23 protein-coding genes are annotated in these 26,417 nt (G+C 73.1%); 8 read left to right on the forward strand and 15 right to left on the reverse strand.

The window, feature by feature from the left end; genetic code table 11:
• The 4 genes from ACIP98_RS13245 to ACIP98_RS13260 form a co-directional block, all read right to left on the reverse strand.
• The coding region (locus ACIP98_RS13245) for a hypothetical protein (RefSeq protein WP_401975651.1) at window positions 1–211 on the reverse strand (211 nt) is incomplete at its 3' end.
• A 745-nt stretch (window positions 212–956) separates the two neighbouring features.
• Window positions 957–1,799, reverse strand: coding sequence for a phosphotransferase (locus ACIP98_RS13250; protein ID WP_319657818.1), 843 nt, complete (start codon window positions 1,797–1,799; stop codon window positions 957–959).
• 363 nt (window positions 1,800–2,162) lie between these two features.
• Window positions 2,163–3,902 carry a ubiquinone-dependent pyruvate dehydrogenase gene (poxB, locus tag ACIP98_RS13255; RefSeq protein WP_401975654.1) on the reverse strand — a complete coding sequence of 580 codons (1,740 nt, stop codon included), beginning with the start codon at window positions 3,900–3,902 and terminating at the stop codon, window positions 2,163–2,165.
• Between the two features lie 147 nt (window positions 3,903–4,049).
• Window positions 4,050–6,542 (reverse strand): ABC transporter, encoded by a 2,493-nt coding sequence (locus tag ACIP98_RS13260; RefSeq protein WP_401975657.1) that lies wholly within the window; start codon window positions 6,540–6,542, stop codon window positions 4,050–4,052.
• Window positions 6,543–6,805: 263 nt separating this feature from the next.
• On the opposite strand from ACIP98_RS13260, the gene tkt reads away from it, so the two are divergent.
• Entirely contained in the window at window positions 6,806–9,028 is a 2,223-nt protein-coding gene (gene tkt, locus ACIP98_RS13265; RefSeq protein ID WP_319657815.1) for a transketolase, read from the forward strand.
• Between the two features lie 139 nt (window positions 9,029–9,167).
• On the opposite strand, the gene ACIP98_RS13270 is transcribed toward tkt, so the two are convergent.
• Together ACIP98_RS13270 and ACIP98_RS13275 are read right to left on the reverse strand one after the other, a co-directional pair.
• The gene (locus ACIP98_RS13270) at window positions 9,168–9,554 is read right to left on the reverse strand and encodes a TraR/DksA C4-type zinc finger protein (protein WP_319657814.1); all 387 of its coding nucleotides are present in this window, start codon (window positions 9,552–9,554) and stop codon (window positions 9,168–9,170) included.
• Window positions 9,555–9,637: 83 nt separating this feature from the next.
• On the reverse strand, window positions 9,638–10,513 hold the full coding sequence (locus ACIP98_RS13275; RefSeq protein WP_319657813.1) for a LysR family transcriptional regulator: 876 nt from the start codon (window positions 10,511–10,513) through the stop codon (window positions 9,638–9,640).
• 170 nt (window positions 10,514–10,683) lie between these two features.
• Between ACIP98_RS13275 and ACIP98_RS13280 the strand changes: the two genes are divergently transcribed.
• A complete protein-coding gene (locus tag ACIP98_RS13280; protein WP_319657812.1) occupies window positions 10,684–11,541 on the forward strand; it encodes an aldo/keto reductase in 858 nt (285 codons plus the stop codon).
• Between the two features lie 70 nt (window positions 11,542–11,611).
• Here the strand turns inward: ACIP98_RS13280 and ACIP98_RS13285 are convergent, their stop codons facing one another.
• Complete coding sequence (locus ACIP98_RS13285; protein WP_319657811.1) at window positions 11,612–12,379, reverse strand: NPP1 family protein; 768 nt, start codon at window positions 12,377–12,379, stop codon at window positions 11,612–11,614.
• A gap of 282 nt (window positions 12,380–12,661) precedes the next feature.
• On the opposite strand from ACIP98_RS13285, the gene ACIP98_RS13290 reads away from it, so the two are divergent.
• A complete protein-coding gene (locus ACIP98_RS13290; protein ID WP_319657810.1) occupies window positions 12,662–13,072 on the forward strand; it encodes a hypothetical protein in 411 nt (136 codons plus the stop codon).
• 175 nt (window positions 13,073–13,247) lie between these two features.
• Here the strand turns inward: ACIP98_RS13290 and ACIP98_RS13295 are convergent, their stop codons facing one another.
• From ACIP98_RS13295 to ACIP98_RS13310, 4 genes are all read right to left on the reverse strand, one after another.
• Window positions 13,248–14,192 (reverse strand): lactate/malate family dehydrogenase, encoded by a 945-nt coding sequence (locus tag ACIP98_RS13295; RefSeq protein WP_319657809.1) that lies wholly within the window; start codon window positions 14,190–14,192, stop codon window positions 13,248–13,250.
• 164 nt (window positions 14,193–14,356) lie between these two features.
• Window positions 14,357–15,376 carry an alcohol dehydrogenase catalytic domain-containing protein gene (locus ACIP98_RS13300; RefSeq protein WP_319657808.1) on the reverse strand — a complete coding sequence of 340 codons (1,020 nt, stop codon included), beginning with the start codon at window positions 15,374–15,376 and terminating at the stop codon, window positions 14,357–14,359.
• A 234-nt stretch (window positions 15,377–15,610) separates the two neighbouring features.
• Complete coding sequence (locus ACIP98_RS13305; RefSeq protein ID WP_401975661.1) at window positions 15,611–16,198, reverse strand: CGNR zinc finger domain-containing protein; 588 nt, start codon at window positions 16,196–16,198, stop codon at window positions 15,611–15,613.
• Between the two features lie 112 nt (window positions 16,199–16,310).
• Window positions 16,311–17,411: a nitrous oxide reductase family maturation protein NosD gene (locus ACIP98_RS13310; RefSeq protein ID WP_401975664.1), complete on the reverse strand. Its 1,101-nt coding sequence runs from the start codon at window positions 17,409–17,411 to the stop codon at window positions 16,311–16,313.
• A gap of 337 nt (window positions 17,412–17,748) precedes the next feature.
• On the opposite strand from ACIP98_RS13310, the gene ACIP98_RS13315 reads away from it, so the two are divergent.
• Together ACIP98_RS13315 and ACIP98_RS13320 are read left to right on the forward strand one after the other, a co-directional pair.
• Entirely contained in the window at window positions 17,749–18,315 is a 567-nt protein-coding gene (locus ACIP98_RS13315) for a cysteine hydrolase family protein (protein WP_401975666.1), read from the forward strand.
• Window positions 18,316–18,636: 321 nt separating this feature from the next.
• Window positions 18,637–19,260 (forward strand): hypothetical protein, encoded by a 624-nt coding sequence (locus ACIP98_RS13320; RefSeq protein WP_319657804.1) that lies wholly within the window; start codon window positions 18,637–18,639, stop codon window positions 19,258–19,260.
• Between the two features lie 12 nt (window positions 19,261–19,272).
• On the opposite strand, the gene mug is transcribed toward ACIP98_RS13320, so the two are convergent.
• Both mug and msrA read right to left on the reverse strand, forming a co-directional pair.
• Window positions 19,273–19,860 (reverse strand): G/U mismatch-specific DNA glycosylase, encoded by a 588-nt coding sequence (mug, locus tag ACIP98_RS13325; protein WP_319657803.1) that lies wholly within the window; start codon window positions 19,858–19,860, stop codon window positions 19,273–19,275.
• A gap of 106 nt (window positions 19,861–19,966) precedes the next feature.
• Window positions 19,967–20,482, reverse strand: coding sequence for a peptide-methionine (S)-S-oxide reductase MsrA (gene msrA, locus ACIP98_RS13330; protein WP_319657802.1), 516 nt, complete (start codon window positions 20,480–20,482; stop codon window positions 19,967–19,969).
• Between the two features lie 1,469 nt (window positions 20,483–21,951).
• On the opposite strand from msrA, the gene ACIP98_RS13335 reads away from it, so the two are divergent.
• Both ACIP98_RS13335 and ACIP98_RS13340 read left to right on the forward strand, forming a co-directional pair.
• Window positions 21,952–22,911 (forward strand): sigma-70 family RNA polymerase sigma factor, encoded by a 960-nt coding sequence (locus tag ACIP98_RS13335; RefSeq protein ID WP_319657801.1) that lies wholly within the window; start codon window positions 21,952–21,954, stop codon window positions 22,909–22,911.
• A gap of 94 nt (window positions 22,912–23,005) precedes the next feature.
• Entirely contained in the window at window positions 23,006–23,896 is an 891-nt protein-coding gene (locus ACIP98_RS13340; protein ID WP_319657800.1) for an alpha/beta hydrolase, read from the forward strand.
• Between the two features lie 75 nt (window positions 23,897–23,971).
• Here ACIP98_RS13340 and ACIP98_RS13345 read toward each other — a convergent pair whose 3' ends face one another.
• A complete protein-coding gene (locus ACIP98_RS13345; protein WP_319657799.1) occupies window positions 23,972–24,373 on the reverse strand; it encodes a VOC family protein in 402 nt (133 codons plus the stop codon).
• 318 nt (window positions 24,374–24,691) lie between these two features.
• Between ACIP98_RS13345 and ACIP98_RS13350 the strand changes: the two genes are divergently transcribed.
• A complete protein-coding gene (locus ACIP98_RS13350) occupies window positions 24,692–25,255 on the forward strand; it encodes a TetR family transcriptional regulator (RefSeq protein ID WP_319657798.1) in 564 nt (187 codons plus the stop codon).
• Window positions 25,256–25,278: 23 nt separating this feature from the next.
• Here ACIP98_RS13350 and ACIP98_RS13355 read toward each other — a convergent pair whose 3' ends face one another.
• Window positions 25,279–26,199 carry a helix-turn-helix transcriptional regulator gene (locus ACIP98_RS13355; protein WP_319657797.1) on the reverse strand — a complete coding sequence of 307 codons (921 nt, stop codon included), beginning with the start codon at window positions 26,197–26,199 and terminating at the stop codon, window positions 25,279–25,281.
• Window positions 26,200–26,417 lie beyond the last annotated feature (218 nt).

The following is a 26,417-nucleotide window of genomic DNA, read 5'->3' on the forward strand; positions in this document are numbered from 1 at the left end:
TGCCGTTGCCGGAGGACTGACGGGTCGTGACCACATCGCCGGTGATCAGTGTGACGGTGTGGGTGCCGGGCGGCACGTTGTTCCGTGCCGGGGTGGCGGCGGAGGAGGCGGATTCTGGGGAATCAGGGGACGCGGTGGCGGGATGCGCCAGGGAGAGAACGGCGGCGCCGGCGACGGCGAGCACGCTCCAGCGTCTCGGTGATGATCTCAAGGGACGTTCCTTGCGGTTCTTCCAGGGGGCCGGTAGCCCCGCCGGCTTGTCGAGACCACCCGGGTGGGGAGGCACCGCATCCTGCCGCGAAATCCCCGGGGGCGGCGCGGCCTTGCGAGGTGATCTTTCCCACGCACACAACGGCGTCGAACGGGTTTACGGAGGCCGAACCCCTGTGGAAATGGGGGGACGTGGGCCGGGAGTGCCGCGTGGGGCGCGCGAGTCGGCCGCCGGTGCGCGGATGCGCGGATCCCTCGACCCCCGCCGGTCGCGCCCGCGTGCCGGGAGCTGGCGGCGGTCCTCGAAGCGGGCCCGTCCCGTGCGCCGTCCCCGGGGGGCCCCGGGCGCCCCGCCTGGCCGGAGGCGGACCGCCGTGCCCGGCTGCTGGGCTGGGCACCCACGATCCCGAGGGACGTCGCGAACCCCCCGGCGGCGAGGGTTCCGTGTTCACCGGCGATCTCCCCATTGCCCCGTTGCCCGCCTTCGCCGACGCGTTCATCGCGCTGCTGCGCGGCGAATAGCGCTCCGACCCGGCGCCGACGTGGGCCCGCTGACCCGGTGCGGTCCGTCGTCGTGCGATGACGCGTGGCCGCGGGGCCGCAGCTCAGCCGCCGCCCGACTGCGGGACCGCCTGGCCGCCGACGAGCAGGTTCCGGGCCGGCCGTGGCGACGGCCGGCTCCAGTGCGCGGCCGTCGAGGCGGACAGCGGCGCGGCGACCGGGGTGGCGGTCGCACCGCTGGGAGTTCAGCCCAGTCCGCAGCGATCGAGGGCAGCACGAACCCGGTGGAGCCCCTCCACCCTCCAGCTGTCCCGGTCCGGCATTTGGTCGTCCCGGCGCCAGCGCCAGACCGAGAACAAAGCCCAGTTGAGGGCGCGGCACCGGTGGATCAGACCCTGGTCAGCCCCCGCATAGTGGGTTCCCGCTTCCTCGGGCGCATGGGCGAGGTCGAACTCGACCGGCCCACGGCAGCACGTGGCGAGGTCGACGAGAAGCGGCCCCCTCTTCGTGTTGAGGAGGTTGCCCGGATGGGGCTCGCCGTGCAACAGCTGGTCGCGGGCGCTGTCGACGCTGATCGCGACGCTCAGTCCACTGAGGGTGTCCCTGAGGAGTTGCCGCTCCGCATCGGGCAACTCCGGGGATCGCTCACGGTCGTTCACCTCTCCGAGGGCCGCGGCGACCCGGTCGGTGACATGCGGTGCCCGCAGATCAATCCGGCGCAGGGCGGCATGGTGCCGCAGGAGGACGTCCGCGTAGTCGGCCGGCGTGATCTGCGATGCCACAGGTTCGTAGTAGGTCCAGAACGAGATGGCGAAGCCGTCACGCACATGGACTCGGGGGTCGACCCGCGGGTCGAGTTCGGCGACCGGAGCGTCGGCGTCCGCGAGACGGCGAGCAACCGCCACTTCGAACTCGGAATCGGGCACATGCCCCGACGGCGCGACCCGAGCGAGAACGTCGCAGGGGAGCAGGCGCAGTGCGACACGGTCCGAGTTGTGGATGACGACCACATCATCGACCCGAAGGCCCGACTCCGAAGCGGTCGCTCTTCCTGCCTCGACCGCTCGGCAAAGTTCCCATGGCTCCATTCCCTGGCTCCTACTGCTCGCAGCGGTGGCGCGCCACATGGGCGGCGATGCCGGGCGCGACGTCGGCCGTCTCGGGCAGGACCTCCATGATCCGACCGCATACGCATACCTGCGCCTGCTCCAAGTCCGGCGACACGAGATGCGCCGAGGCCTCCGCCATCACTCCGGAACTCGTGCGCGACCGGACATGCCGAGCAGCCTGACACGAACAGTGCCGTCGGCGCGCGGCCATTTCGCTCCACCGCTGGCGATCACCCGGACCCTGGACACGACAACCGAGCCGCGACGTACGGCACTGGACGCGAGGGTGCTCCTCTCGGGCGGACGCCCGGCGTCCGCACTCACCGGCCGGGCAGCGTCGGCCTAGCCGATCTTGAGTTCGCGCAGGTTGGTCTTGGCGAGTTCCACGATCTCGTCGGCGCGGCCGGACAGGATGGTGCGGGTCGCGAAGAGCGTGAACCCCTTGAGTTGTTCGAGGGTGATCTTCGGCGGCATGGACAGCTCGTGGCGGGCCGTGCGCGCGTCGATCACGGCGGGGCCGTCGTGGGCGAACGCGGCCGTCAGGGCGTCGCCGAGCTGGTCGGCGCGGTCGACGCGGGCGCCGAAGAGGCCGGCCGCGCGGGCGACGTCGGCGAGGTCGACGTGGTCGAGTCCGGTGCCGTAGTTCACAAAACCTGCGGCCTTCATCTCCAGCTCCACGAAGGCGAGGGCACTGTTGTTGAAGACGACGGCCTTCACCGGCAGGTCCAGTTGGCGCAGGGTGATCAGCTCGCCGAGGAGCATCGTCAGGCCGCCGTCGCCGCAGAAGGCGACGACCTGCCGGCCGGGGTGGGAGGCCTGGATGCCGATCGCGTGGGGGAGCGCGTTGGCCATGGAGCCGTGGTTGAAGGAGCCGACGAGCCGGCGCCGCCCGTTCATCGTCAGGTAGCGGGCCGCCCAGACCGTGGGGGTGCCGACGTCCGCGGTGAAGACCGCGTCGGGGCCCGCGATCCGGTCGACGGCGGCCGCCACGTGCTGCGGGTGCATGGGCCCGTCCGACGTGCCGCCCTCGGCGAGGTGGCCGAGGTGGGCGCGTACGCCACGGTAGTGGCCGGTCATCCGGTCGGCGAAGGAGCGGTCGGTCCGGGGCCGGAGCAGCGGCAGCAGGGCCGCGGCGGTGTCCTTGACGGTGCCGACGAGGGGTACCTCCACCTCGGTGCGCCGCCCGATGTGCTCGCCGCGCACGTCCACCTGGACGACCGGCACCTCGGCCCCCGGGTAGAACTGCCGGTAGGGGAAGTCGGTGCCGAGCATCAGCAGCGCGTCGCAGTGCTCCATCGCGCGGTAGCCGGAGCTGTAGCCGATGAGGCCGGTCAGCCCCACGTTGTAGGGGTTGTCGTACTCCAAATACTCCTTGCCGCGCAGCGAGTGCACCATGGGCGCCTTGAGGGCGTCGGCCAGCGCGACCGCCTCGTCGTGGGCGTCGCGGCAGCCCGCGCCGCCCAGGATCGCCGGTCGCTCCGCCGCGTTGAGCACCTCGGCGGCGCGCGCGAGGGCCGCGTCGTCCGGGCGTACGTGCGTGTGCGTGCCGGTCACCGGGCGCGGGGCGCCGGACTGCGAGGCGGGGGCGAGGAAGAGCTCACCGGAGACGACGAGGACCGCGACGCCGCCGCGTTCCAGTGCCGCGCGCATCGCGATGCGCAGCAGCCGGGGCACCTGCTCCGGGGTGGAGGCCATCTCGCAGTAGACGCTGCACTCGCGGAACAGGTCCTGCGGATGTGTCTCCTGGAAGTACTCGCCGCCGATCTCGACGCGCGGGATCTGCGCGGCGATCGCCAGTACCGGGACGCGGCTGCGCTGCGCGTCGAACAGGCCGTTGATCAGGTGCAGATTGCCCGGGCCGCAGCTTCCGACGGCGACCGCGAGCCGGCCGGTGACGCCCGCCTCGCCGGCGGCGGCGAAGGCGGCGGCCTCCTCGTGCCGCACGTGGGCCCAGCCGACGGAGGCGTTGCGGCGCAGGGCGTCGGTGAAGCCGTTGAGGGAGTCACCCGGCAGGCCGTAGACGCGCCGCACCCCGGAGGCCGCCAGGGTGGCGACCATGACGTCCGCGACGGTGGTAGCCATACCGGTCCTCCAAGGGGGTCGGACGGCGGACGTCGTATCGCCCGCAGAACACCGGAACATTCTGTGTCATATCGGATGGTGTGAAGGTGTCCGACACGACTCGGCACGGCACGGCACGGCGCGGCGTCGTCCGGAGCCCCACGCCCGTCAGCCCGTGAGCCGGCGCGCCAGGTACTCCGCCGTCCGGCTCCCCGGCGCCCGCGCCACCTGCGCGGGCCGTCCCGCCGCGACGACGCGGCCGCCGGCGTCACCGCCGCCGGGGCCCAGGTCGACCACCCAGTCGGCGCCGGCGACCACGCCCATCTCGTGCTCGACCACGAAGACGGAGTGGCCCGCGTCGACGAGCCCGTGCAACTGCCCCATCAGCAGCTCCACATCGGCCGGGTGCAGCCCCGTCGTGGGTTCGTCCAGCAGGTACACCGTGTGGCCGCGGCGGCCGCGCTGCAGCTCCGACGCGAGCTTGATGCGCTGCGCCTCGCCGCCCGACAGCTCGGTCGCGGGCTGCCCCAGCCGCAGGTAGCCCAGGCCGACCTCGCGCAGGGTGCGCAGGCTGCGCGCCACCGCGGGGACGTCGGCGAAGAACTCGGCCGCCGCGTCGACGGTCGTGCCCAGGACCTCGGCGACGTTCCGCCCCCGGTAACGGACGCCCAGCGTCTCCTCGTTGTAGCGGTCGCCGTGGCAGACCGGGCAGGGCGCGTACGTGCCCGGGAGGAAGAGCAGTTCCACGGCGACGAAGCCCTCGCCCTGGCAGGTCTCGCAGCGCCCGCCGGTGACGTTGAAGGAGAAGCGGCCCGCCTTCCAGCCGCGCCGCCGCGCGTCCTCGGTGGCGGCGAAGAGCTTGCGCACGGCGTCGAACAGCCCCGTGTAGGTGGCGAGGTTGGAGCGCGGCGTGCGGCCGATCGGCTTCTGGTCGACGAGCACCAGGCGGTCCACGGTCTCCACCCCGTGGGCCGTGACGCCGGTCAGGGGGTCGGCGGGGCCGCCCTCCGCCTCGCCGCTCTCGTCCCCGGCGTCCTCCGCGCCGCCGCCGTCCGGTCCCAGGTGCTCGGTCAGGACCGCGCCGAGCACGCCGACCAGCGTGGACTTCCCCGAGCCCGACACCCCGGTGACGGCCGTGAACACCCCGAGCGGCAGCTCGACGTCCAAGCCGCGCAGATTGTGCCGGGTGACGCCCTCCAGCCGCAGCCAGGCCGCGGGCTCGCGCGGCGTGCGCCCGGCCGCGGGGTCGGGCCCGGACGGGAACAGGAAGCGGCGGGTGGCGGATTCCCCGACCGACGCCAGCGCGTCCACCGGGCCGCTGTGCAGGACCCGGCCGCCGTGCTCGCCGGCCCGCGGCCCGACGTCGACGACCCAGTCCGCGCGGCGCACCACGTCCATGTCGTGCTCGACGACGTACACGGTGTTCCCCGCCTCGCGCAGCCGCACCAGCACCGTCAGCAGCGCCTCGGTGTCGACCGGGTGCAGCCCGGCCGACGGCTCGTCCAGGACGTACACGACCCCGAACAGGCCCGACCGCAACTGCGTCGCCAGCCGCAGCCGTTGCAGCTCTCCGGGGGACAGTGTCGGGGTCGTCCGGTCCAGGCTCAGATAGCCGAGGCCCAGTTCCGTGATGACCTCCACGCGCGTCACGAGATCGGCGGAGAGCGTCGTCGCGATCTGCCGCTCCGGCCCTTCGGGGAGGTCGTCCACCCGGCCGAGCGCCGCGGGCCGCAGCGCCTCCGCGAGATCCGCCAGCGGCAGGGCGTTGAGTTCGGCGATGGTCCGCCCGGCGAAGGTGACGGCCAGCGACTCGGGGCGCAGCCGGCTGCCGCCGCAGGACGGGCAGAGCGAGCTCTCCAGGAAGCGTTCCGCGCGGGCCCGCAGCGCCTGGCTCTTGGAGTCGGCGAACGTGTGCAGCACGTACCGCCGGGCGCTTTGGAAGGTGCCCTGGTACGGGCGCTGGATACGGCCCGCCTCCCGCACCGGATGCACCGTCACCACGGGCTGCTCGTCGGTGAACAGGATCCAGTCCCGGTCCGCGCGCGGCAGGTCGCGCCACGGCCGGTCGACGTCGTGGCCGAGGGTGCGCGTCACGTCCAGGAGGTTCTTGCCGTGCCAGGCGCCCGGCCAGGCGGCGATCGCGCCCTCCCGGATGCTCAGCGACGGGTCCGGCACCATCAGTTCCTCGGTGGCCCGGTGCACCCGGCCCAGGCCGTGGCAGACCGGGCAGGCACCCACCGCGGTGTTGGGGGAGAAGGCGTCGGAGTCCACCCGCGGCGCGCCCTCGGGGTAGCGCCCGGCACGGGAGAAGAGCATCCGCAGCGTGTTGGACAGCGTGGTCACGGTGCCGACGTAGGAGCGCGAGGTGGCGGAGCCGCGGCGCTGTTCCAGGGCGACGGCCGGCGGCAGGCCCAGGATCTCGTCGACCGCCGGGGCGCCCACCTGGTGGATCAGGCGCCGGGCGTACGGGGCGACCGACTCGAAGTAGCGGCGCTGCGCCTCCGCGTAGATCGTGCCGAAGGCCAGCGAGGACTTGCCCGACCCGGACACTCCGGTGAAGACCGCGAGGACGTCGCGCGGGATGTCCACGTCGACGTTCCGCAGATTGTGCTCACGGGCGCCGCGCACACGGATGTACGGGTCGTGGGCCGTGCTGTTCATGCCCCTCCGGGGATCCTCGTCCGGCTGCGCGAGGCTGCACCGGGCCGCGTCCGGCCGCTCCCGCCCCCTCAGTGTGCGCCCGCCGCCGTCCGCCCGCAGACCCGGCACCGGCCGGGGTACGCGCGGTCGCGCGGGGCCGGATCCTCACGTCATATGGAAGGAGCCGACGTTTCGGCCGTGATGCCGGGGTACGCGTCGTCCAGGAGGCGGTTGGTGCGGCGCCGCCCCCGCGGGAGTCCGTCAGTGAGCGAGGGAGTGGTGGTATGACCAGCCGGCAGTCCGGGGGAACGGTCTTCGAGCGGGACCGGGACCTTTCCTCCCCGGTGGCGGCGGAAGCGGGGTGGGACGCGACGGACGTACGGGCGGTCGACACGATCCGCGTGCTCGCCGCGGACGCCGTGCAGAAGGTGGGCAACGGCCACCCCGGCACGGCCATGAGCCTGGCCCCGCTGGCCTATCTGCTCTTCCAGCGGGTCATGCGGCACGACCCGGCCGACGACCAATGGCTCGGCCGGGACCGCTTCGTGCTGTCCTGCGGGCACTCCAGCCTGACCCTCTACATCCAGCTGTACCTGTCCGGCTACGGACTGGAGCTCTCCGACCTGGAGGCCTACCGGACCTGGGGCTCGGCGACCCCCGGCCACCCGGAGCACCGGCACACCCGGGGCGTGGAGATCACCACCGGCCCGCTGGGCCAGGGCCTGGCCAGCGCCGTCGGCATGGCCATGGCCGCCCGCCGCGAGCGCGGACTGCTGGACCCCGACGCGGCCCCCGGCACCAGCCCGTTCGACCACCACGTGTACGTGATCGCCTCGGACGGCGACCTCATGGAGGGCGTCACCTCCGAGGCCAGCTCGCTCGCCGGCCACCAGCGCCTGGGCAACCTCGTCGTCTTCTACGACTCCAACCGGATCTCCATCGAGGACGACACCAACGTCTCCTTCAGCGAGGACGTGGCCGCCCGCTACGCCGCGTACGGATGGCACGTGCAGACGGTCGACTGGACCCGCACGGGGGAGTACGTCGAGGACGTCGACGCGCTGCTCACGGCCGTCGGCGCGGCGCAGCGGGAGACCGACCGCCCGTCACTGATCGTGCTGCGCACCGTCATCGGCTGGCCGGCGCCCACCAAGCAGGGCACGGGCAAGGCGCACGGCTCCGCCCTGGGCGACGAGGAGGTCGCCGCCACCAAGCAGGTCCTGGGCTTCGACCCGGGCCGGGACTTCGTTGTCGAGGACGCCGTCCTGGAGCGCGCCCGGGCGGTCCGCGAGCGTGGCGGCCAGGAGCACGAGCGCTGGCAGGAGCGGTTCGAGGCCTGGCGCGCGGCCCATCCGGACCACGACCGCCTGCTGAGCCGGCTGCGGGCCCAGGAGTTCCCGAAGGGCTGGGCCGACGCCATCCCGGAGTTCCCGGCCGACGAGAAGGGCATGGCCACCCGCAAGGCGTCGGGGAAGGTGCTGACCGCGCTCGCCGGGGTGCTGCCCGAGCTGTGGGGCGGCTCGGCCGACCTCGCCGGGAGCAACAACACCACGATGGAGGGCGAGCCGTCGTTCCTGCCGCCCGAGCACCAGACCGACATGTGGAAGGGCGGCCCCTACGGCCGCACCCTGCACTTCGGCATCCGCGAGCACGCGATGGGCGCGATCCTCAACGGCATCGCCCTGCAGAGCCTCACCCGCCCCTACGGCGGCACCTTCCTGACCTTCAGCGACTACATGCGCCCGGCCGTGCGGCTGGCCGCCCTGATGAAGCTGCCCACGATCTACGTGTGGACCCACGACTCCATCGGCCTGGGCGAGGACGGTCCCACGCACCAGCCCGTCGAGCACCTGGCGGCGCTGCGCGCCATCCCCGGCCTCGACGTGGTGCGTCCCGCCGACGCCAACGAGACCGCCGTGTGCTGGCACACCGTCCTCGAGCACAAGGACCGGCCCGCCGCCTTGATCCTCACCCGGCAGAACCTCCCCGTCCTGGACCGCGGTCCCGACGGGGGATTCGCCCCCGCCCGCGACGCCGCCAGAGGCGGCTACGTGCTGGCCGACCGGGGACCGGGGGCCGAACCGGACGTCATCCTGGTGGCCACCGGCTCGGAGGTGCAGATCGCCCTGGCCGCGTCCGACCTGCTCACCGCCGAGGGCCGCACCGTGCGGGTGGTCTCGATGCCGTGCCGGGAGTGGTTCGCCGCCCAGGAACAGGCCTACCGGGACGAGGTCCTGCCGCCGGCCGTCCGGGCCCGGGTGAGCGTCGAGGCCGCGGTCGGGCAGGGCTGGCGCGAGGTGGTCGGCGACGCGGGACGGATCGTGAGCCTGGAGCACTTCGGGGCGTCGGCCGACTACGAGCGGATCTACCAGGAGTTCGGGATCACGCCCGAGGCCGTCGCCGAGGCCGCACGGCGCAGCGCCGACGACACCCGGCGTCCCCCGCGGCCCGGCGGCGTCCAGCACACCTCGGCCCCGACCGGGGGCGGGACCGCCGACCGCGGCTGACCCGCCCGGGAACAGGCCTACGCCGGAGCTCGCCCAGCCGGCGCCGTCATGCGGTCCGAGGACCGCACACCGGCCGGGCGGGCTCTGCCAGTTTACGTCCGCGCTGGTCAGGACGGCGTGTCGGGCCCGCCCGGGCACCTCAGCGCCGGGCGGCCGCCGCGCAGTCGATGCAGTGCCGGACGAGGGGCAGGGCCAGCACGCGTTCCCTGTCGATCGGCCGCCCGCAGGAGACGCACGTCCCGTAGTCGTCGCCGTCGAGCCGGCTCAGTGCCTCGCGGGCCAGGCGCAACTCCTGGCGGGCGTGCTCCGCGCGGTCGGCGGTCGACTGGGACCGCGCCGTGCGCTCCGCCTCGTCGGCCGCGTCGAGGACGCAGTCGTCGGCCAGCCCCGCGTGGTCGCGCGCTGTCTCGGCGAGCGCCTCCCGGGCGGCGCAGGCCGTGGCGGTGAGCGCCGCGCGCACCCGCCGGCGGTCCTCGGCGGTCACGGCCCGCGGGCCGGGACCGGGCCGTGCTTCCGGAGAGGCCATGGGTGTCTCCGTCGTCGTCTCAGTGGCTCCGCGTTCTCGTGTCGAGCGGTGTCACGTTCTCGCGGTTCCGCGTTCGGGCGGCTTCAGGGCAGGTAGGACAGCAGGGTGCGGGCGGCCGGGCTGACCCGGTCCGCCTTCGGCAGGGCGGCCGAGACCTCCCACTGGTGGTCCTCGGCGCCCACCAGGTCGACGGTGCGCAGGCCCGCCGCGTGGTCCTTGCGGGCGATCGGCAGCGGTACGACGGCGATGCCCAGCCCGTGGTGCACCAGGTCGATCAGGCTGTGCACGTCGTTGACCTCCAGGGCGACCCGGCGGTGCACGAGGTTGGCCGCGAACGCCCGGTCGCTCAGGCCGCGCGCCCCCCAGTCGGGGTGGAAGTCCACGAACACCTCGCCGCCCAGCTCGTCCCAGTCCACCTTCCCCGCTCCGGCCAGCGGATGGTCCGGGTGGCAGAGCACCACCATCGGGGCGCGTGTCAGCGGCTGGAAGCGGACCCCCTCCGGGGCCTCACCGCACAGCGCGGTGAACGCCACGTCGAGCCGGCCCGTCGTGATGTCCTGGACCAGCGCCGCCGACCCGGCCTGCCGCAGCCTGATCTCCACACCGGGGTGCCGGGAGCGGAAGCGGGCGAGCAGGGCGGGCAGGTCCACTCCCGCGACGCACTGCTCGGTGCCGATGGTGAGGACGCCCCGCATCAGGCCCTGCACCGCGTCCACCGCCTCCTTGGCGGCGCGCACGCTGGACAGGGCACGGGAGGCCTCGGCGAGCAGCGCCTCGCCCGCGGCGGTCAGCTCCACGCTGCGGGTGCTGCGCACGAACAGCGGCGCGCCCAGCTCCTGCTCCAGGGCGCGCACCGACGCGGACAGCCCCGACTGGGAGATCATCAGCCGTTCGGCGGCGCGGGTGAAGTGGTGTTCCTCCGCCACCGCGACGAAGTGCTCCAGATGCCGTAGTTCCATGATTCAGAAGCGTAACTCCTGAATGTGTTCGCTTTCTCCTGTTGGACGTGTCGGCCCGGATGCGGTCAGGCTGTGTGGCGTGCCGGCCCGGCCGCGGACATCTCCGGTCGTGCCGGCACGACCAGCCGGGCACACCGGCTGGGACGCACGTCGGGAAAGGTCACGGACACATGCAGACTCGCCGCATCGGTGACATCGAGGTCAGCGCGATCGGCCTGGGCGGGATGCCCATGTCGATCGAGGGGCGGCCGGACGAGGCACGGTCCATCGACACCATCCACGCGGCGCTGGACGCCGGCGTGACGCTGATCGACACCGCGGACGCCTACCACCTGCACGCCGACGAGGTCGGCCACAACGAGGCGCTGATCGCCAAGGCCCTCGCCTCGCACGGGCGCGGCTCCGAGGTGCTGGTCGCGACCAAGGGCGGTCACCTGCGCCCCGGCGACGGCCGCTGGACGCTGGACGGCTCGCCCGCGCACATCAAGCAGGCGTGCGAGGACTCCCTGCGCCGCCTGGGTGTGGAGGCGATCGGGCTGTACCAGTTCCACCGCCCCGACCCGAAGACGCCGTACGCCGACTCGGTCGGCGCGGTGCGCGACCTGCTCGACGAGGGCAAGATCCGCATGGCCGGCATCTCCAACGCGAACCCGGAGCAGATCCGGCTGGCGAACGAGATCCTGGGCGGCCGCCTGGTCTCGGTGCAGAACCAGTTCTCCCCGGCCTTCCGCTCCAGCGAGCCGGAGCTGCGCCTGTGCGACGAGCTCGGGATCGCGTTCCTGCCGTGGAGCCCGCTCGGCGGCATCTCGCAGGCCCGTGAACTGGGGTCCGCCTACGCGCGGTTCGCCGAGGTCGCCGAGGCGCACGGCGTCAGCCCGCAGCGCGTGTGCCTGGCCTGGATGCTCGCCAAGTCCCCGGTCGTCGTACCGATCCCGGGGTCCAGCCGGCCGGAGACCATCCGCGACTCGGTGGCCGCCGCCGAACTCGCTCTGACCGCGGAGGAGTTCGCGGCGCTCGACGTGGCGTGACCTTCCGCAGGAAGGGCCGGGGAGGGGACGGCGGCCGGCGTGAGCGCCGTCCCGTCCCCGGCGTGCGTCATCAGGCGTTGGGGTCGAACGGCACCCCGGCCGGCAGGGCCTTGGCCAGGTGGGCGTTGAAGTTGCCGTCCTTCAGGCCGAAGACGGCGCTGCCGAAGTCGTACGCGCTGAGCTTGTCGCGCAGGCCCGCGGGGTAGCCGTTCCAGCCGACGAGGGTCGGGTACTGCCAGGTGTGGTAGTGGTTCTCCGGCGGCTCGTCGTTGGTGTTGGCGAGCCGGAAGCAGTGGGTGCCGACGCCGTCCTTGTGGTAGACGACCTTGGGGTGGGTCCCGTCCCAGCGGACCTGGTCGGCGCTGTAGACGTTGAAGTTGCCGTGCGCGGAAGTGGCCACGTACTTCGCCTGGTTGTTCTGCGTCCAGACGACGACGTGCTCCCAGTCGTTGCGGTGGCCGCCGAGGCTGATGCCCGGGACGGCCTGGTCCTTCTCGAAGTAGAGACCGTAAATGATCGCGCACCAGCCGTTGTTGCACTTGTAGCGCGAGTAGCCGTTGGTGTTGTCGAGGTCCGAGGCGTCGCGGCAGTTGCCGTTGAGGGCGCCTGTCGGGTTGAGGCCCGGGTTGATCGTGCCGTCCCGGCCTATGGCGGGCGAGGAGTAGCAGCCGTCGGTGTCGTAGTCGAAGGCGGGCTCGAAGCCCTGCTCGAAGCTGTCCGCGTTGGCGGGGAGGGCCGGCGGCGGGGCGGCGAAAGCCACGCCCGGCAGGGCGAGCACCAGCGCGGCGGCGCCGCCGAAGACGACGGAGACTCTGCGGATCCGGGGGCTTTTCTTCACTGCGTCCTCCTGGTCGGCCGCGGCGGGGGGTGCGCGGCCCAATTGACATGCCCGGATCAGCTTTGTCGAACCGTGTTGACGCATCGAGCCTTGCCGGGTGTCACCGTGATGAAGGGTCAGCCAATACCCGGGATGCCGGCCGTGACCTGCGGTATGTCACCCGGCGACTGCGGGTGTGTCACCGTTCGGCACGTCCGCGCCGCAGGCGGGACGCCCGTGCCGGCAGGTCACTAGGCTCCGGCCGCCGGATGCCGTGGGGGCGTCCGGGCGGGAGGGGGAGTCATGAAGTATGCGGTGTCCGCTGCCCTGTTGGTGCTCCTGGTGACCGGGTGCGGGGGCAATGGGAAGTCCGAAGCGGTGGACGCGCCGTCCTCCGCCGCGTCGCGCACCGATGGCGGCGCGCCGGGCAGCGACGTGTCCAAGGCCCCGGAGCAGGACGGGAATCCGGTCGACAGCGCCGCGTTCTGCGCGTTCCTCAAGGACGTGGAGCCGGACGTGAAGAGCGTCGGCTCGAAGGTCGGCGCGCAGGCGCAGCTCACCATCGCGCTGGCGGAATGGGCCGAGAAGCACCCGGACCAGCAGCCGCGTTCCGCCGCGGACCTCGACGACGCGGCACAGCGCGGCTGCCGTGCGCTCCGCGCGTCGCTCGTGGCCGCGACGGGTCACAGCAGCTTCGAGGAGGCGCTGGGCTGACGCCCTCACAGGTGACCGCGGGGCCCTCCGGGCGGAGGACCCCGCGGTCACCCTTCGGCGCCGCGCGTCCTGTTCGGCATCGGCGCGCGGTGCGTCAACCACTCCGCGCCGGAGCGCGGTACGGCGGCGGGCGGCACGGGCGTGGTCCCGTGGCCCGCACGGGAAGCGCCCGCGGTCACAGCAGGCTCAGCGCCCGGTCCGCAGCCTTGCGGAGGACGGCGGCGCTGAGGATCAGCCCCTCGCGCTCCTGCTCGTCCATGGCGGGCTCGAACGCCTCGCGCACCCCCTCGGCGCCCAGCACCGCCGCGAGTGAGAGCGTCGTCCCGTACGCGGCGGAGTGCGCGGCGACGGGGAGCACCGCGCCCTCGTCGCGCAGCACCGCCTCGACGAGGCGGGCGGAGACGGCGCCGATGCCGAACTGGCTGGCGCCCGTGCCCTCGATGATGGTGATGTTCGCGTACCGGATGGCGTCCTCGATCCGCGGGCGTGCCTCGGCCACCGAGGAGCCGAACCGCCGCAGCATCTCCGCGACGGGGATCCCGCCGACCGTGGCGGAGGACCACAGCAGCACCTCCGAGGTGCCGTGCTCGCCGACGGCCATCGCCTGCACGTCGGCCGGTTTCACCCGCAGCCGGTCGGCCAGGTGGACGCGGAAGCGGAGGCTGTCGATGAGCGTCCCGGTGGAGAAGACCCGGTCGTGCCCGGCGAGTTGCCGTGTCACCTCGGCGAGGGGCTCGGGAGGGTCGGTGACGACCATGAGGACCGCCTCCGGCGCCACGTCCGCGACGCGGGGCACGACGTCGGCGAACACCGTGGTGTTGGTGTCCAGCAGGCGCAGCCGCCCTTCGGGGTCCGCGCGGTCGGTGGCGCCGCCGGTGCGTTCGTTGACGCCCGCGGTGATCGCCACGAGAGTGGCGCCGGACAGGTCCGCCCAGCCGCCCGCGCGCACCCGCACGGTGGGGGAGAGCGGGGCGGCGTAGCGCAGGTCGGCGGCGACGCCCTCGGCCCGTCCGGTGTCGCGGTCGACCAGGACGATCTCCCGGCACATACCGCCCCGCTCGACCAGGCAGAGAGCGGTGGCGGCTCCCACGGAGCCCGCTCCGACGATGCCGACCTTCATGGGGACCAGTCCTCGTCTGTGGGGTGCGGCGGATCCATGTCCAGGATCATCGCGGCGACCGGCCCGCGCATCCGGTGGCGGGAACCGGTGCCGCGGCGTCGTGAACGCGCAGGCACCGCCGCCCGGCGCGTCGGCCGGGGGCGGTGCCGTGGTCGTTCGGCGGGTCAGCCGCGCGTGTCGAGGACGACGCGGAAGCGGGCGCGGCCGGACATCATGTGCGCGAAGGCCTTCGGGGCCTCCGACAGGGGCATGACCTCGTTCATCGACCGGATCTCCTGGCGCAGGGCGAAGCGCAGGTTGTCCTCGTTCTCGATCGGCGAGCCGGTCAGGCTGCCGGTGACGGTCCGGGTGCCGAAGATCATCGCGACCGGGTCGACCGGGACGGGCTCGCCGCCCGCGCCCACGATGATCAGGCGGCCGCGCGGCGCCAGCCCGCCGACCAGCGGGCCCATGGCGGCGTTGTTGGCGGCCGTGGCGATGATCGCCGCGGCTCCGCCGAGCTCCCGCAGGGCCTGGGCCGGGTCCGTGGCCAGGCTGTCGATGTAGTGCTCCGCGCCCAGCGCCGCTGCGAGCGGGGCCTTCTCCGTGCCGCGGGCGATGGCGGCGACCTGGTAGCCGAGGCTGCGCGCGTACTGCACACCGAGGTGGCCGAGGCCGCCGATGCCCTGCACCGCGACCAGTTCCCCGGGCCGGGCGCCGATCTGCTGGAGCGCCTTGAAAACGGTGAGGCCGGCGCACAGCAGCGGGGCGGCGTCGAGGGAGGACATGCCGTCCGGGATGCGCACGAGGCCGCTCGCCCGGGCGTACGCGACCTCGGCGTAGCCGCCGTCCGTCGTGGTGCCGGTGGTCGGCTGGGCGGCGCAGTTGACGAAGTCGCCCCGGCGGCAGGAGTCGCACGTGTGGCAGGGGCCGCCGAGGAAGCCGACGCCGACCCGGTCGCCGACCTGCCAGGCGGTCACGCCGGCGCCGACGGCGTCGATCACGCCGACGATCTCGTGGCCCGGGACGATCGGCACGGAGGGGTCCGGCCGCACCGCCCCCGCGACGGCGAGGTTGTCGGAGTGGCAGACCCCGCAGGCCTCCACGCGCAGGCGCACCTGCCCCGGCAGCGGTTCGGTCACCTCCCGCTCGACGAAGGCGAAGTCGCCGGATCCGGACACCTGGAGGGCTCGATACACGGACATGTTCTTCCTTAAGGGCGCGCGGGTGAGCAGCACCTCGGTAAGCGGCTTTCAATGACTGACGCTTACGACGCTAACATCGCGACGATATCGATGTAAAGGTCTATATGAAATAGGCCATGTTTCCGTGGGGAGGGGTGGCCCGGGGTGGCGGCGGGAGCTGTGGCGGCGGCACGGCGCGCCGCACGGCGCGCGTGGGAGAGTCCCGGCCCCGCGGGGGCCGGGACCGGGGAACCGTCAGTGAGCGGCGTCGCCCGCCGGGGCGGAAGCGCCGGTGCGGGCCCGGTACGCCGCGACATTGGCGCGGTTGCCGCACACCTCGTACGAGTGCCAGCGCCGCGTGCGGCTGCGGCTGGTGTCGTAGAAGACCTCGCGGCAGATCTCGCTGGCGCACAGGCGCAGCCGTGACCATGTGCCGGCGTCGACGAGTTCGGCGACGGCCAGGGTGATCCGGCCGACCACGGGATCGCCGGAGGTCTGCCGCATGGAGACGGTGCCGGGCACGGAGAAGTCCTGCTGGAAGGCGACCGACGACACGCGACCCGAGAAGGCCGCCCAGTCGGCCGCCGAGTCGTCGGGATCGTGGTGCTCGGCCAGGGCGATCAGGTCGTCACGCACGGCACGGACCAGTTCCACGCGACGCGGCGAGGGGGCGTCGTCGTCCTCCTGCCCGAAGGGGCGCAGCACGGCCGTGGCCGATCCGGGGGTGTCGAGCTTGTCGGGCATGCCGGCGTAGGGGCGTGAGTTCAGCAGGTCGACCAGGGCGGCGGCGGTCTCGGGCACGGAGTCTTCCCGAGTGGCGGCGCGCGGCGTCCTGGAGGGCATGGGCACACCCTACACCGACATGGTCATTCCGGGGGATGCCCTTACGGGGGCGGTGTGACGGCGCGCGACCCCGTCACCGTGGGGGCCGCGCGCCGGGAGTGCTGCCGCGGGGTCAGTGCATTGCCTGCAGTTCCCGCGGCTCCGAGGTCTCGGACTGGTTGTTGGTGAAGGTGTTGCCGGTCCCCGCCGTGTCGCGGTTGGCCAGGTCGGCCGGCTGGTTGCCGCGCACGACGTTGTCGTGGACGGCGTTGCCGGTGTTGGCCTTGCCCACCACGCTCTTGAAGAGCACGATGCCCCCGGACATCGGCGACTTGCCGGTGTTGCCGCGCACGTCGTTGTCCGTCACGACGGTCTTCTCCACGCCGGTGAGCACGATGCCGGCGCCCTGGATGAAGGGGAGGCGGGCGGTCGCCGGGCAGTACTTGTTGTTCTTGGTGACCGTGTTGTGGCTGACCGTGAGTGCGCCGCCGCGGGGAACCCCCTCGTCGCCCACCACGAAGATGCCGCCGCAGTTGGCGCTGATCGTGTTGTGCTCGACGGAGACGTTGCGGACCCGGCGCAGCGTGACACCGATCCGGTTCCCGTTCAGGGTGTTGTCCTTGACGACCGCGCCCTGGGTGTCGAGGGCGCCGCCCTCGGTGTTCATCGAGTTGGCGAGGAAGATCCCGGACTCGCCGTTGTTCGTCGAGGTGTTGCCGGTGAACTGCCCCCGAACGGACTTTTCGAGCAGGATGCCCTGCTGCTTGTTGTCCCGGGACGTCACCTTCACCACCTGCAGGCCGTCGGCCTGGGTGGCGTGGATGCCGTTGGTCTTGAACCCGGTCACCGTCAGCGACTCCAGCCGCACGTCGGTGGCCTTCTTCTTCGCCGACCCCGTGATGCACAGGCCCTCGCCCGCCTTGGCGCAGGCGTTCTCCTTGCCGGTCTTGCTCGGCATGATGACGGTGGCGGTGCCCGCGCCGCGCAGCGTCAGCCGGGGCGTGGAGATCTGCACGCTCCCGTTGTACGTGCCGGCCTCGATGTCGATGACGTCCCCGGGTGCCGCCTGGTCCACCGCCGCCTGGATCGATTCCCCCGAATGGACGGTGTGGGCGCTCACCTTGTGCACGTCGCTGATGTTGCTGCTGCCGCTCCCGCAGCCGACCGCGCCCGCCGCGAGCGTCGCCGCGGTCGCCGTGACCACAACGGCTCGGAGAGACCGAGGATGCTTCATGACGCGTACCTGCTTTCCGCTGACCTGGGTGAGCCGTCGAAAACAGACGCTATGGAGGGTTATGGAGCCTCGCCACTGGAGAGGGTCCGGGCAGTGCACGGGCCCGGATCGGGCCACCTCCGATGCCGGGGCGGATCACGACCGGGTCCCGGGGCGTGGCGGACGGCACCGCGCGCTCGGCCGTCGGTCCGTCAAGGAGCGGCAGGGCGGGCCGACTTGCCCCGCCCGTGGACCGTGCGCCGGGCCGGCTCCGTTCGTTCCGTCGGAGGCTTTGTCAGTGGCCCGTTCTAGTGTGAGAGCCGACACAGGTCCGCGACGAGAAACCGAGGTCCCCCTCATGACGACCCTGCCCGATCGGCCGAACAGCGCGCTCCTCGTCATCGATGTCCAGAACGGGGTGGTGGACGGTGCCCACCGGCGCGACGAGGTGATCGCCAACATCAACACCCTGGTCGGCGCGGCGCGTTCGCAGGACGTGCCCGTCCTCTGGGTGCAGCACTCGGACGACGGCCTCAAGCGGGACAGCGAGGCGTGGCAGTACGTGCCGGAGCTCGTTCGCGCGGACGCCGAGCCCCTCGTCCACAAGAGGTACGGCGACTCCTTCGAGGAGACGGATCTCGAGGCGCTGCTCGCCGAGCGCGGGGTCGGCCGTCTCGTCGTCACCGGCGCCCAGACCGACGCGTGCATCCGCTCGACCCTCCACGGCGGCCTCGTCCGCGGCTACGACGTGACGCTGGTCGGCGACGCGCACACCACGGAGGACCTCACCGCGTACGGAGCGCCCACGCCGGAGCAGGTCGTCGCGCACACCAACCTGTACTGGAAGTGGCAGAGCGCCCCGGGCCGCCGGGGTGGGACCGTCGACACGGCGGACGTCACCTTCGCGGCGGCCGACGAGGGCTGAGCGGAGTGGGGGCGGGTCCTCGCGCGGCTTCCGTCCACCGGGAGACCGGCGGGGCCTCGCCCACCCCTTCCCGGACGCCCCGGCACCGTTCGGGACGGTCCGTTCGGCCGGTCGCCCAGCGAACTGACGATACGTCATATCGGGTCGGAGTGTTCCCGTACGGGGGCGGGAACGGCGTGGCGTGCGCTGCCCGAGTGCCTCCGACGCGCGGTCTCGATTCGGCTGAAACCCCATGGCCGATTCGGTACGTCTGTAGGTTCACCTGCGCGGGCCATCGTGCCGGGCGGGGACGAACAACGGAATCTTGGGGGGACCGAATCGATGTTGAACACCCATACCCGGACCCGTGGCCGAACGCGGACCGGATCGCTGAGCGGCAGGCGTCGCGCACTGCTGGGGGCGCCGGTCGCGGTGCTGCTGGTGCTGGCGCTTCAGGGGTGCCAGGACGCGGCGACCGACGCCGGCGACAAGCCGAGCGCGCCCGCCGCGAGCACCCCCGCGGGGGGCGGGGCGGCTCCGGGGACGTCGCAGCCGGACGACGGGCAGGCGTCGACTCCGTCTCCCTCGACCCCCGCGGCGTCTGACGACCCCTGTTCCCTGGTGACCCAGCTGGAGGCCGACCAGCTCGCCGGCATGCCGCTGGGACACGGAAGGGCGATCGGGGACACCTGCACCTACACCGCGCCGCCCGACGGCCCGACCGGGCAGGTCGAGGTGTACACGGGCGAGTCGGGCAAGAACTACTACGACGCCGAGCACCAGATCCACGGGGACGCGCTGAAGCCGCTCAAGGACGTCGGTGACGAGGCGTACCTGGCGGACGGGGAGGTCTTCCTGCGGGTGGGCGAGCAGTGGGTCTCGATCCGGCTGGTACGCCTCGAGGACGGGCAGGAGCAGGCCCAGCCGCTGACGGATCTGGCGCGCAAGGTCGCCGACCGCCTCTGACGGGTGTGTCCCTTACGCGGTGTCGATCGGGATGCCGGACAGGTCCGGCATCCCGGTCGCCAGGCGCAACCGGGTGAACTCGCGGGCGAGGGCGGCCGGCGGGTAATGCGCGTTCAGCCCACTGGGGTTGGGCAGCACCCAGATCCGGGTCCCGCCGATCGTCGCCTCCTGGGGGCCCACCACGGCGTCGGGCACACCGAACGCCGCGCGGTAGCCGGTGACGCCCAGCAGCGCCAGCCACACCGGGCGGCGGGCGCGCACCCGGCGGCGCAGCGTCCGTCCGCCCGCCACCAGCTCGGCCCGGGACAGCTCCGCCGCCCGGACGGTCGGCCGGCGCACGATGCACGTGAGGCCGATGCCGTACCGCAGCAGTTCGGTGTCCTCCTGGCCGGTGAGCTGCCGCGGGGTGAAGCCGGCTCGGTGCAGCGCCGGCCACAGCCGGCTGCCCGGGGTGGCGAAATGGTGCCCCGCCCGGGCCGAGGAAAGGCCGGGGTTGATGCCCACCAGCAGCAGCGGCAGGTCGTCGGCGATCAGGTCCGACAGCCGGCCCGTGCGGGCCGGGCCCTGGGGTGCCACCGCCGGCGCAGATGCGTCCGCCATCCGTCCTCCTTGTACTCGTGCTCACGCGCATGACCGGGGCGGGGACGGACGAGTACGGCCCCGCCCCCGAGGGGGTGGGGCCGCACCGCGTGCCGTCGTGCCGGGGTCAGTCCTTGGCGCGGGCCGGCAGCTTCCAGCCGGGACGCGGGAAGTGGCAGGTGTACCCCTCGGGGTAGCGCTCCAGGTAGTCCTGGTGCTCGGGCTCCGCCTCCCAGAACGGGCCCACGGGCTCGACCTCGGTGACGACCTTGCCCGGCCACAGCCCGGATGCCTCGACGTCCGCGATGGTGTCCTCGGCGACCCTCTTCTGCTCGTCGTCGGCGTAGTAGATCGCCGACCGGTAGCTCAGGCCGATGTCGTTGCCCTGGCGGTTCTTCGTCGTCGGGTCGTGGATCTGGAAGAAGAACTCCAGGAGGGCCCGGTAGTCGGTCTCCGCGGGGTCGTAGGTGATCTCGATGGCCTCCGCGTGCGTCCCGTGGTTGCGGTAGGTGGCGTTGGGCACGTCGCCGCCGGTGTACCCGACCCGCGTCGAGGTCACGCCGGGCAGCTTCCGGATCAGGTCCTGCATACCCCAGAAACAGCCGCCCGCCAGGATGGCCTTGTTGTTCGTCGGCGCGGTCATGGTCGGTCCTTCCCTCTTGTCGTGTCCGTTTCCCGCTATGTGGGCAACGGTGCGCGGCCGCCGGGGATTCCCGTCGCGCCGGTTCGCGCTCTTTCCGCCGCCGGCCGCAGGTCACGGGTCCCCGGCCGGTCGGTCGTCTCCAGTATTCGCCCTCACGGGTCGCACCGGCGAGGGCGGGGGTCCCGGTCCCCGGACCGCGAGGCCGCGCACGCGGAGGACGGGGGCCAGGGTGAGTCCGACGAGACCACCGCCGACGGTGTCACGGGGTGGGGCCCGGGGGCTTCCGCTCCTGCCGGCGTGCCGGGGGCGGGGGCGCGGAGGATACCGGGGAGGAGGACGACGACGCCCCGTCCGAAGCGCTCCTGTGCCGCGCTGTGCGACGCTCGCCGCGTCGCGTGCACCGCGCCGATGAGATGGCGTACGGCGGCAGCACGTCCACCTCCCGGACCGCCTGCCGCAGCGGGACGCCGCCCTCGGCGAGAGCACGTGTGCGGCCTGCCTGCGTCCCCGCCAGGGGTCCCGCGCGGGGCCCTACGTCTTCGGTCAAGGTGATCGGGTGGCAGTGCGGCTTTGATGATTGATGACGTGCCTGTTCGGGAGTCGGCGGGTGAGGGCATGCGGCCGTGCGACTTTTGCGGTCACCCGGCGTGATGGACTCGGTCGACGAGCGGGACTGCCCCGTGTGCGGCGAGGCCGCTGAGGATCAGCCGGCTGAGCCTGGCCGAAGCGGACGTCGGCCCGGCGTCTGGCGAGCCAGTGCAGGGCCTGGGTGTGGTGCTTGCCCTGGGCGGTCTTCTTGTCGCACCAGGTCCGCGATGCGGCGTCGGCCAGGGCCGCGAACGCGGAGAGGAAGAAGGTTCGATCGAGCTGGCACCGAACTGCCACATCTCCGTTACGGAGCGCTCCTCCGGCCCGGGTGAAGCCGGTGCTCAAGCCCCTCATCAGCGGTCCGTCGATGCCTCCGGGCCCGGTGACACCACCCCGCAAGGCAACGCGGGGGGCGGCTCGCTGTTCCGGGTAGCCGGTCCAGGATCGCCGCGTGTGGAGCGTCGGCGCTGCCGAAGTGGACGTGGAGCGCGACGTGCCCGCCGGCGTCCGGTTCCTGGGCGGGCCCCGGCATGGTGGCCTTCCCCAGCCCCTCGTCCTTCGTCACGCGGACCGCCGCGGCCGCGACCCCCCGCGGGCAGGCGCGGCTTCGCGGGCCGGGCCCGCAGGCCGCGGAAGTGGCCGGGTTCGCTGTCATGCCGGGAACGACAACGAACGTGTCGTCCGAAGGCCGGCGGTCCCGAACGTGCCTGGGGCGCAGCGTGTTACGGTCGGGGCTCGCGGTGCAGCACCCGCCGACGCTCCGCGTCCCACCCCCTCCCCGGTTCCCCGAAGCGCTCCCGGCGTGGTGCTCCTTGATGTGTGAGGTGCCCGCGGAGCGGAAGCCGTGCGACGTTCCGCCCCGGGGGACAGGAAGGTGCGGCATGAGGCGTGACCCCTCCCCAGTGGCGGAACCCGGCGGCGACGTGGCCCTGACCCGTGCCGCGCAGGCCGGTGACGTCGTGGCCCTGGGGCTGCTGCTGGAGGCCCACCAGCCCGGCATGCGCGCGGTCGCGCTCAGCATCCTGGGCCCCGGGGCCGACGCCGACGACGCCGTCCAGAACGCCGCGCTGACCGCCCTGCGGCGCATCGGTGACGTGCGCGACCCGGCGGCCGTCGGCCCGTGGCTGCGCATGATCGTGCGCAACGCCTGCCGCAGCTTCCTGCGGACGTCCGCGCACACCGTGCCCCTCGACGACCTCACCCGCATCGCCGCCGGCCCCGGTCCCGAGGAGGTCCTGGAGCGCCACGCGCTGCGCGACTGGATCTGGGAGGCGATGGAGGAACTCTCGCCGACCCTGCGGGTACCGCTGGTCCTGCGGCACTTCAGCTCGCGGGTCACCTCGTACGAGGAGATCGCCCAGGCCTGCGCGGTGCCCGTGGGGACGATCCGCAGCCGGCTCAGCCAGGGGCGGGCCAAACTCGCCGAGGCGCTGGCCGCGACCGCGGCCGGCGCCCACAGCGACGCCGCGCGGCGCACGTCGGCCAGCTGGCAGGAGGCCCACGACACGCTGGCGGCCGCCGAGCGCGGCGACTTCGGCAAGGTGCTCGCCGAGCGGTGGAGCCCCGGCGTCGCGCTGATGCGGGGCGACGTCCGGCTGGGGGGCACGGACCTGCTGCTGCTCGGGATGGAGTCCGACCTGACCGCCGGTGTCCGGCAGCGGCCCGTCCACGTGGCCGCGGGCAAGGCGCTCACCGTCTGGGAGATGGACCTGATCAATCCCCCGGACAACCCCGACCACTGCCCGCCCGCGGTGGCCTGGATCATGACCCTCGCCGCCGGCCGGGTGGAGCGGCTGCGTCTCTTCCACCAGGCGCGTGTGCCGCAGCCCAACACCGTGTGACCGCTGTGACCGAGGTCACCTCGCCCCGATCGAACTCCTTGCCCCCGCCCGCGTCCTGTCGGTGTCAGCCTCCCCCTCTCCGATGGGAACCGCGATGAACGCACCCGCCACCGGCCCGCTGGCCACCGGCACGCACACGATCACCGTGAACGGTGTCGACCAGCGCTACCACGTACACGGCGCCGGCCCGGTGTGCGTGGCGCACTCCGGCGGCCCCGGCATCGCCTGGGAGTACCTGCGGATGCCCGAGCTGGAGCGCCACCTGACGATGGTCTACGTCGAACCGGTCGGCACCGGGGGCTCGGGCCGGCTGCCCACCCACCCGCACGGCTACACGCGCGAGCTCTACAGCCGGCACCTGGACAGGGTCGTCGACCACCTCGGGGTGCCCACGGTGCACCTGCTGGGCCACTCCCACGGCGGCTTCGTCGTCCAGTACCACGCCCTGCACCGGCCCGACCGGATCGCCGGGATCGTCCTCTACGACAGCGCCCCGGTCACCGGCCCGGAGCACGGCGCCGAGGCGATGGGCAAGGTCGAGGAGTTCGCCGCCCGGCACGCGGACCACCCCGGTCTGCCGGGTGTCCTGGAGGCGTTCCAGTCGGTGTCCTCCCTCGCGGGCGACGAGGACATGGTGGCCGCGATCCGCGGGATCATGCCGGCGTACTTCGCCGACTACTGGGGCAGGGAGAGCGAGTTCGCCCCGCTGCGGGAATCGGTCACGGGGTGGTACATCTCCGGTCTGGACGCCGATCTGTCCCCGGACCTGATCGACGACCGCGGCACGCTGGGCTCGCTGACGGTGCCGGCACTGGTCGTCGTCGGGCGCCATGACGTGATCTGCGGCGTGCGGTGGGCCGAGGAACTGCAGAAGCTGATCCCGGGCGCCGAACTGCTGGTCCTGGAGGACAGCGGCCACTTCGGGCACCTGGAGCAGCCCTCGGAGTTCGCGAACGCCGTCGCCGCCTTCGTCACGGGGGACTGACCCACAGCGCGACGGGCGGCGGTCCGGGACCACGGGGTCCGGACCGCCGCCCGTCGGGTGTCCGCGTCGTCCCCGTCAGGCGCCGTCGGCCTGCTGGTGACTGCCGTAGGGACGGGTGATGATCTCCATGCCGTGCCCCGCGGGATCCAGGAAGTACACGCCGCGGCCGCCGTGGTGGTGGTTGATCTCACCCGGCTGCTTCAGGTGCGGATCCGCGTAGTACGTGACGCCGGCCTCCTCGATGCGGGCGAAGGCGGCGTCGAACTCCTCGTCGGAGACGAGGAAGGCGTAGTGCTGCATCACGATCGACTCCGCGGGGATCGTGGCGAAGTCCAGGGTGACCCCGTTGCTCGTGGCGACCGGGACGAACGGCCCCCACTCGGCGCCGACTTCGAGCCCCAGGATGCGGGCGAGGAAAGCGGCGGACTCCCGGTTGTCCCGGGCGTGGACGATGGTGTGGTTCAACTCGACGGGCATGTGTGGAATGCCTCCGTGGGCAGTCTCACGGGCACCTCCATGCCTCACCCGGTCGGTGACCGGCACGCGATGCCGTGCCACGAGCTTAGTCCCTGTGGTCACACTGGCGCCGGCCGCCCGAAGGGCCGGCCCCGCGGTTCGCCCAGCCGCCGCCGGGGGAGGGGATGTGACGGCAGGCCCTGCGCCCGGGACCGATAGATGACGCGTATCATCGAACGGGTGGTCGCAGTCGCACCGGGGCCGCTACCCAACCGGGCGGAGCCGCCGGTCACCCGCGCGACGGATCTCACCGGACGTGCGAGAAGAGGTGGACCGGACATGAGCAGGGTGTCGCAGGCCGAGGCGCAGGCCAACCGGGAGCGGGTGGTGGAGGCCGCCGCCCGGCTCTTCCGTGAGCGGGGCGTGGCCAACGTCAGTGTCGTGGACGTCATGCAGGCGGTCGGTCTGACCCAGGGCGGCTTCTACAAGCAGTTCGCCTCCAAGGACGCCCTGGTCGGCGAGGCCCAGGCCAAGGGCTTTGGGGACATGCTGCAGTACCTGGCCGCACTGGACGCCGAGTTCGGCGGCCACGACGCGGCGGTCTCCGCTTTGCGCGACCGGTACCTCTCCACCGAGCACCGCGATTCCCTGGGCGATGGATGCCCGGCGGCCGGTTTCGGCGGCGACGTCGCACGGCAACCCGAGTGGCGCGCTCCCTACGTGGCGGGGGTCCGTGACATGGCCGGGTGGGTCGCCCCCGGAAAGGCCGGACTGGCGGGCCTGGCCACGCTCGTGGGTGGTGTGCTCCTCGCCCGTGCCACCGCGGGGTCACCCCTCTCGGAGGAGATCCTCGAGGCCGTCCGCGACGCCGCGACGCCGGCCGGCGAGACCACGCACCCGTAGGACGGTCCGAGGGGGTATCGCGCTCAGGACTCGTCGGTGCCGGGGCGGTCGTGCCCGGCGGGCGGATGCTCCGCCGAACGTTGCCCCACCGGCCGTGCGCCGCTGCCGGAGACGGCGAGACTGCCCAGCAGGCGCAGGAGTTCCTCGTCGCGGCTGCCGGGTTCGGCATGCAGGACGACCAGCACGAAACCGTCGGTGCCGCCGACGGACAGTTTGTCCGCCATCAGGTCCAGGTCGCCGACCAGGGGGTGGGTCAGCCGCGTGACGTGGCCTTTCTGCGGGCGTACGTCGTGGCGTCCCCACAGTTGACGGAAGCGCTCGCTGCGCAGGGACAGTTCGCCGACGAGGTCGTTCAGCCGGGGGTCCTCGGCTCCCGGCCCGGCCTGGGCGCGCAGCGTCGCGACACCCTCGCGGGTCACCGCCTCCCAGTCCCGGCGCCGGGCTCGTTCGGCAGGATCGAGGAAGGCCGCCCGCAGCAGGTTGACGCCGCGGGTGTTGTTCGGTGACAGGGCCGCGCCGAGCGCGTTCGCCCCGAGGACGTCGAAGAACCTGTTCTGCACCCAGGCCGGGTTGGCGGGCCAGCCGTCGATCAACTGCCGGATGCTGTGCGGCATCTGCTCCAGTCGCGGCTTGCGGGCCGCGGTCCGTACCCGCGCCCGCCCGGCCGCCCCCGTCCGTGCCAGTGCGAGCAGATGGGCGGTGGCGTCGTCGTCCAGCCGCAGGACCCGGGCGATCGAGGCGAGCACCTGTGCGGAGGGGTTGCGGTCGCGTCCCTGCTCCAGCCGCAGGTAGTAGTCCGCGCTGATGCCTGCGAGCAGGGCGACCTCCTCCCGCCGCAGGCCCTGGACACGCCGCAGCCCGCCCGGGGTGATGCCGGCCTCCTCCGGCGACACCAGACCCCGGCGCGCGCGGAGGAACTCGCCGAGTGCGTTCGTACCGTCCATGCCGTCGACCGTAACCGCGCCGGGCCGTCGCGTGCCTGGCCCTCTCGCTCCCATGAACACGGGGACACTGCCGTCCGTGGCGGCACCCGCGCACAGTGGTCGACGGGCCGGGACCGGCGGGGGACCGCACGCCGACGCGACGGCCCGGCTCGACGCCGTGGGCACCCGTTCGCGGCCGAGGGCCGCTCCCGATGCCCACCCCGTACCCGACACCACAC

This window comes from Streptomyces sp. NPDC088354 (assembly GCF_044753585.1).
Taxonomy (GTDB): domain Bacteria; phylum Actinomycetota; class Actinomycetes; order Streptomycetales; family Streptomycetaceae; genus Actinacidiphila.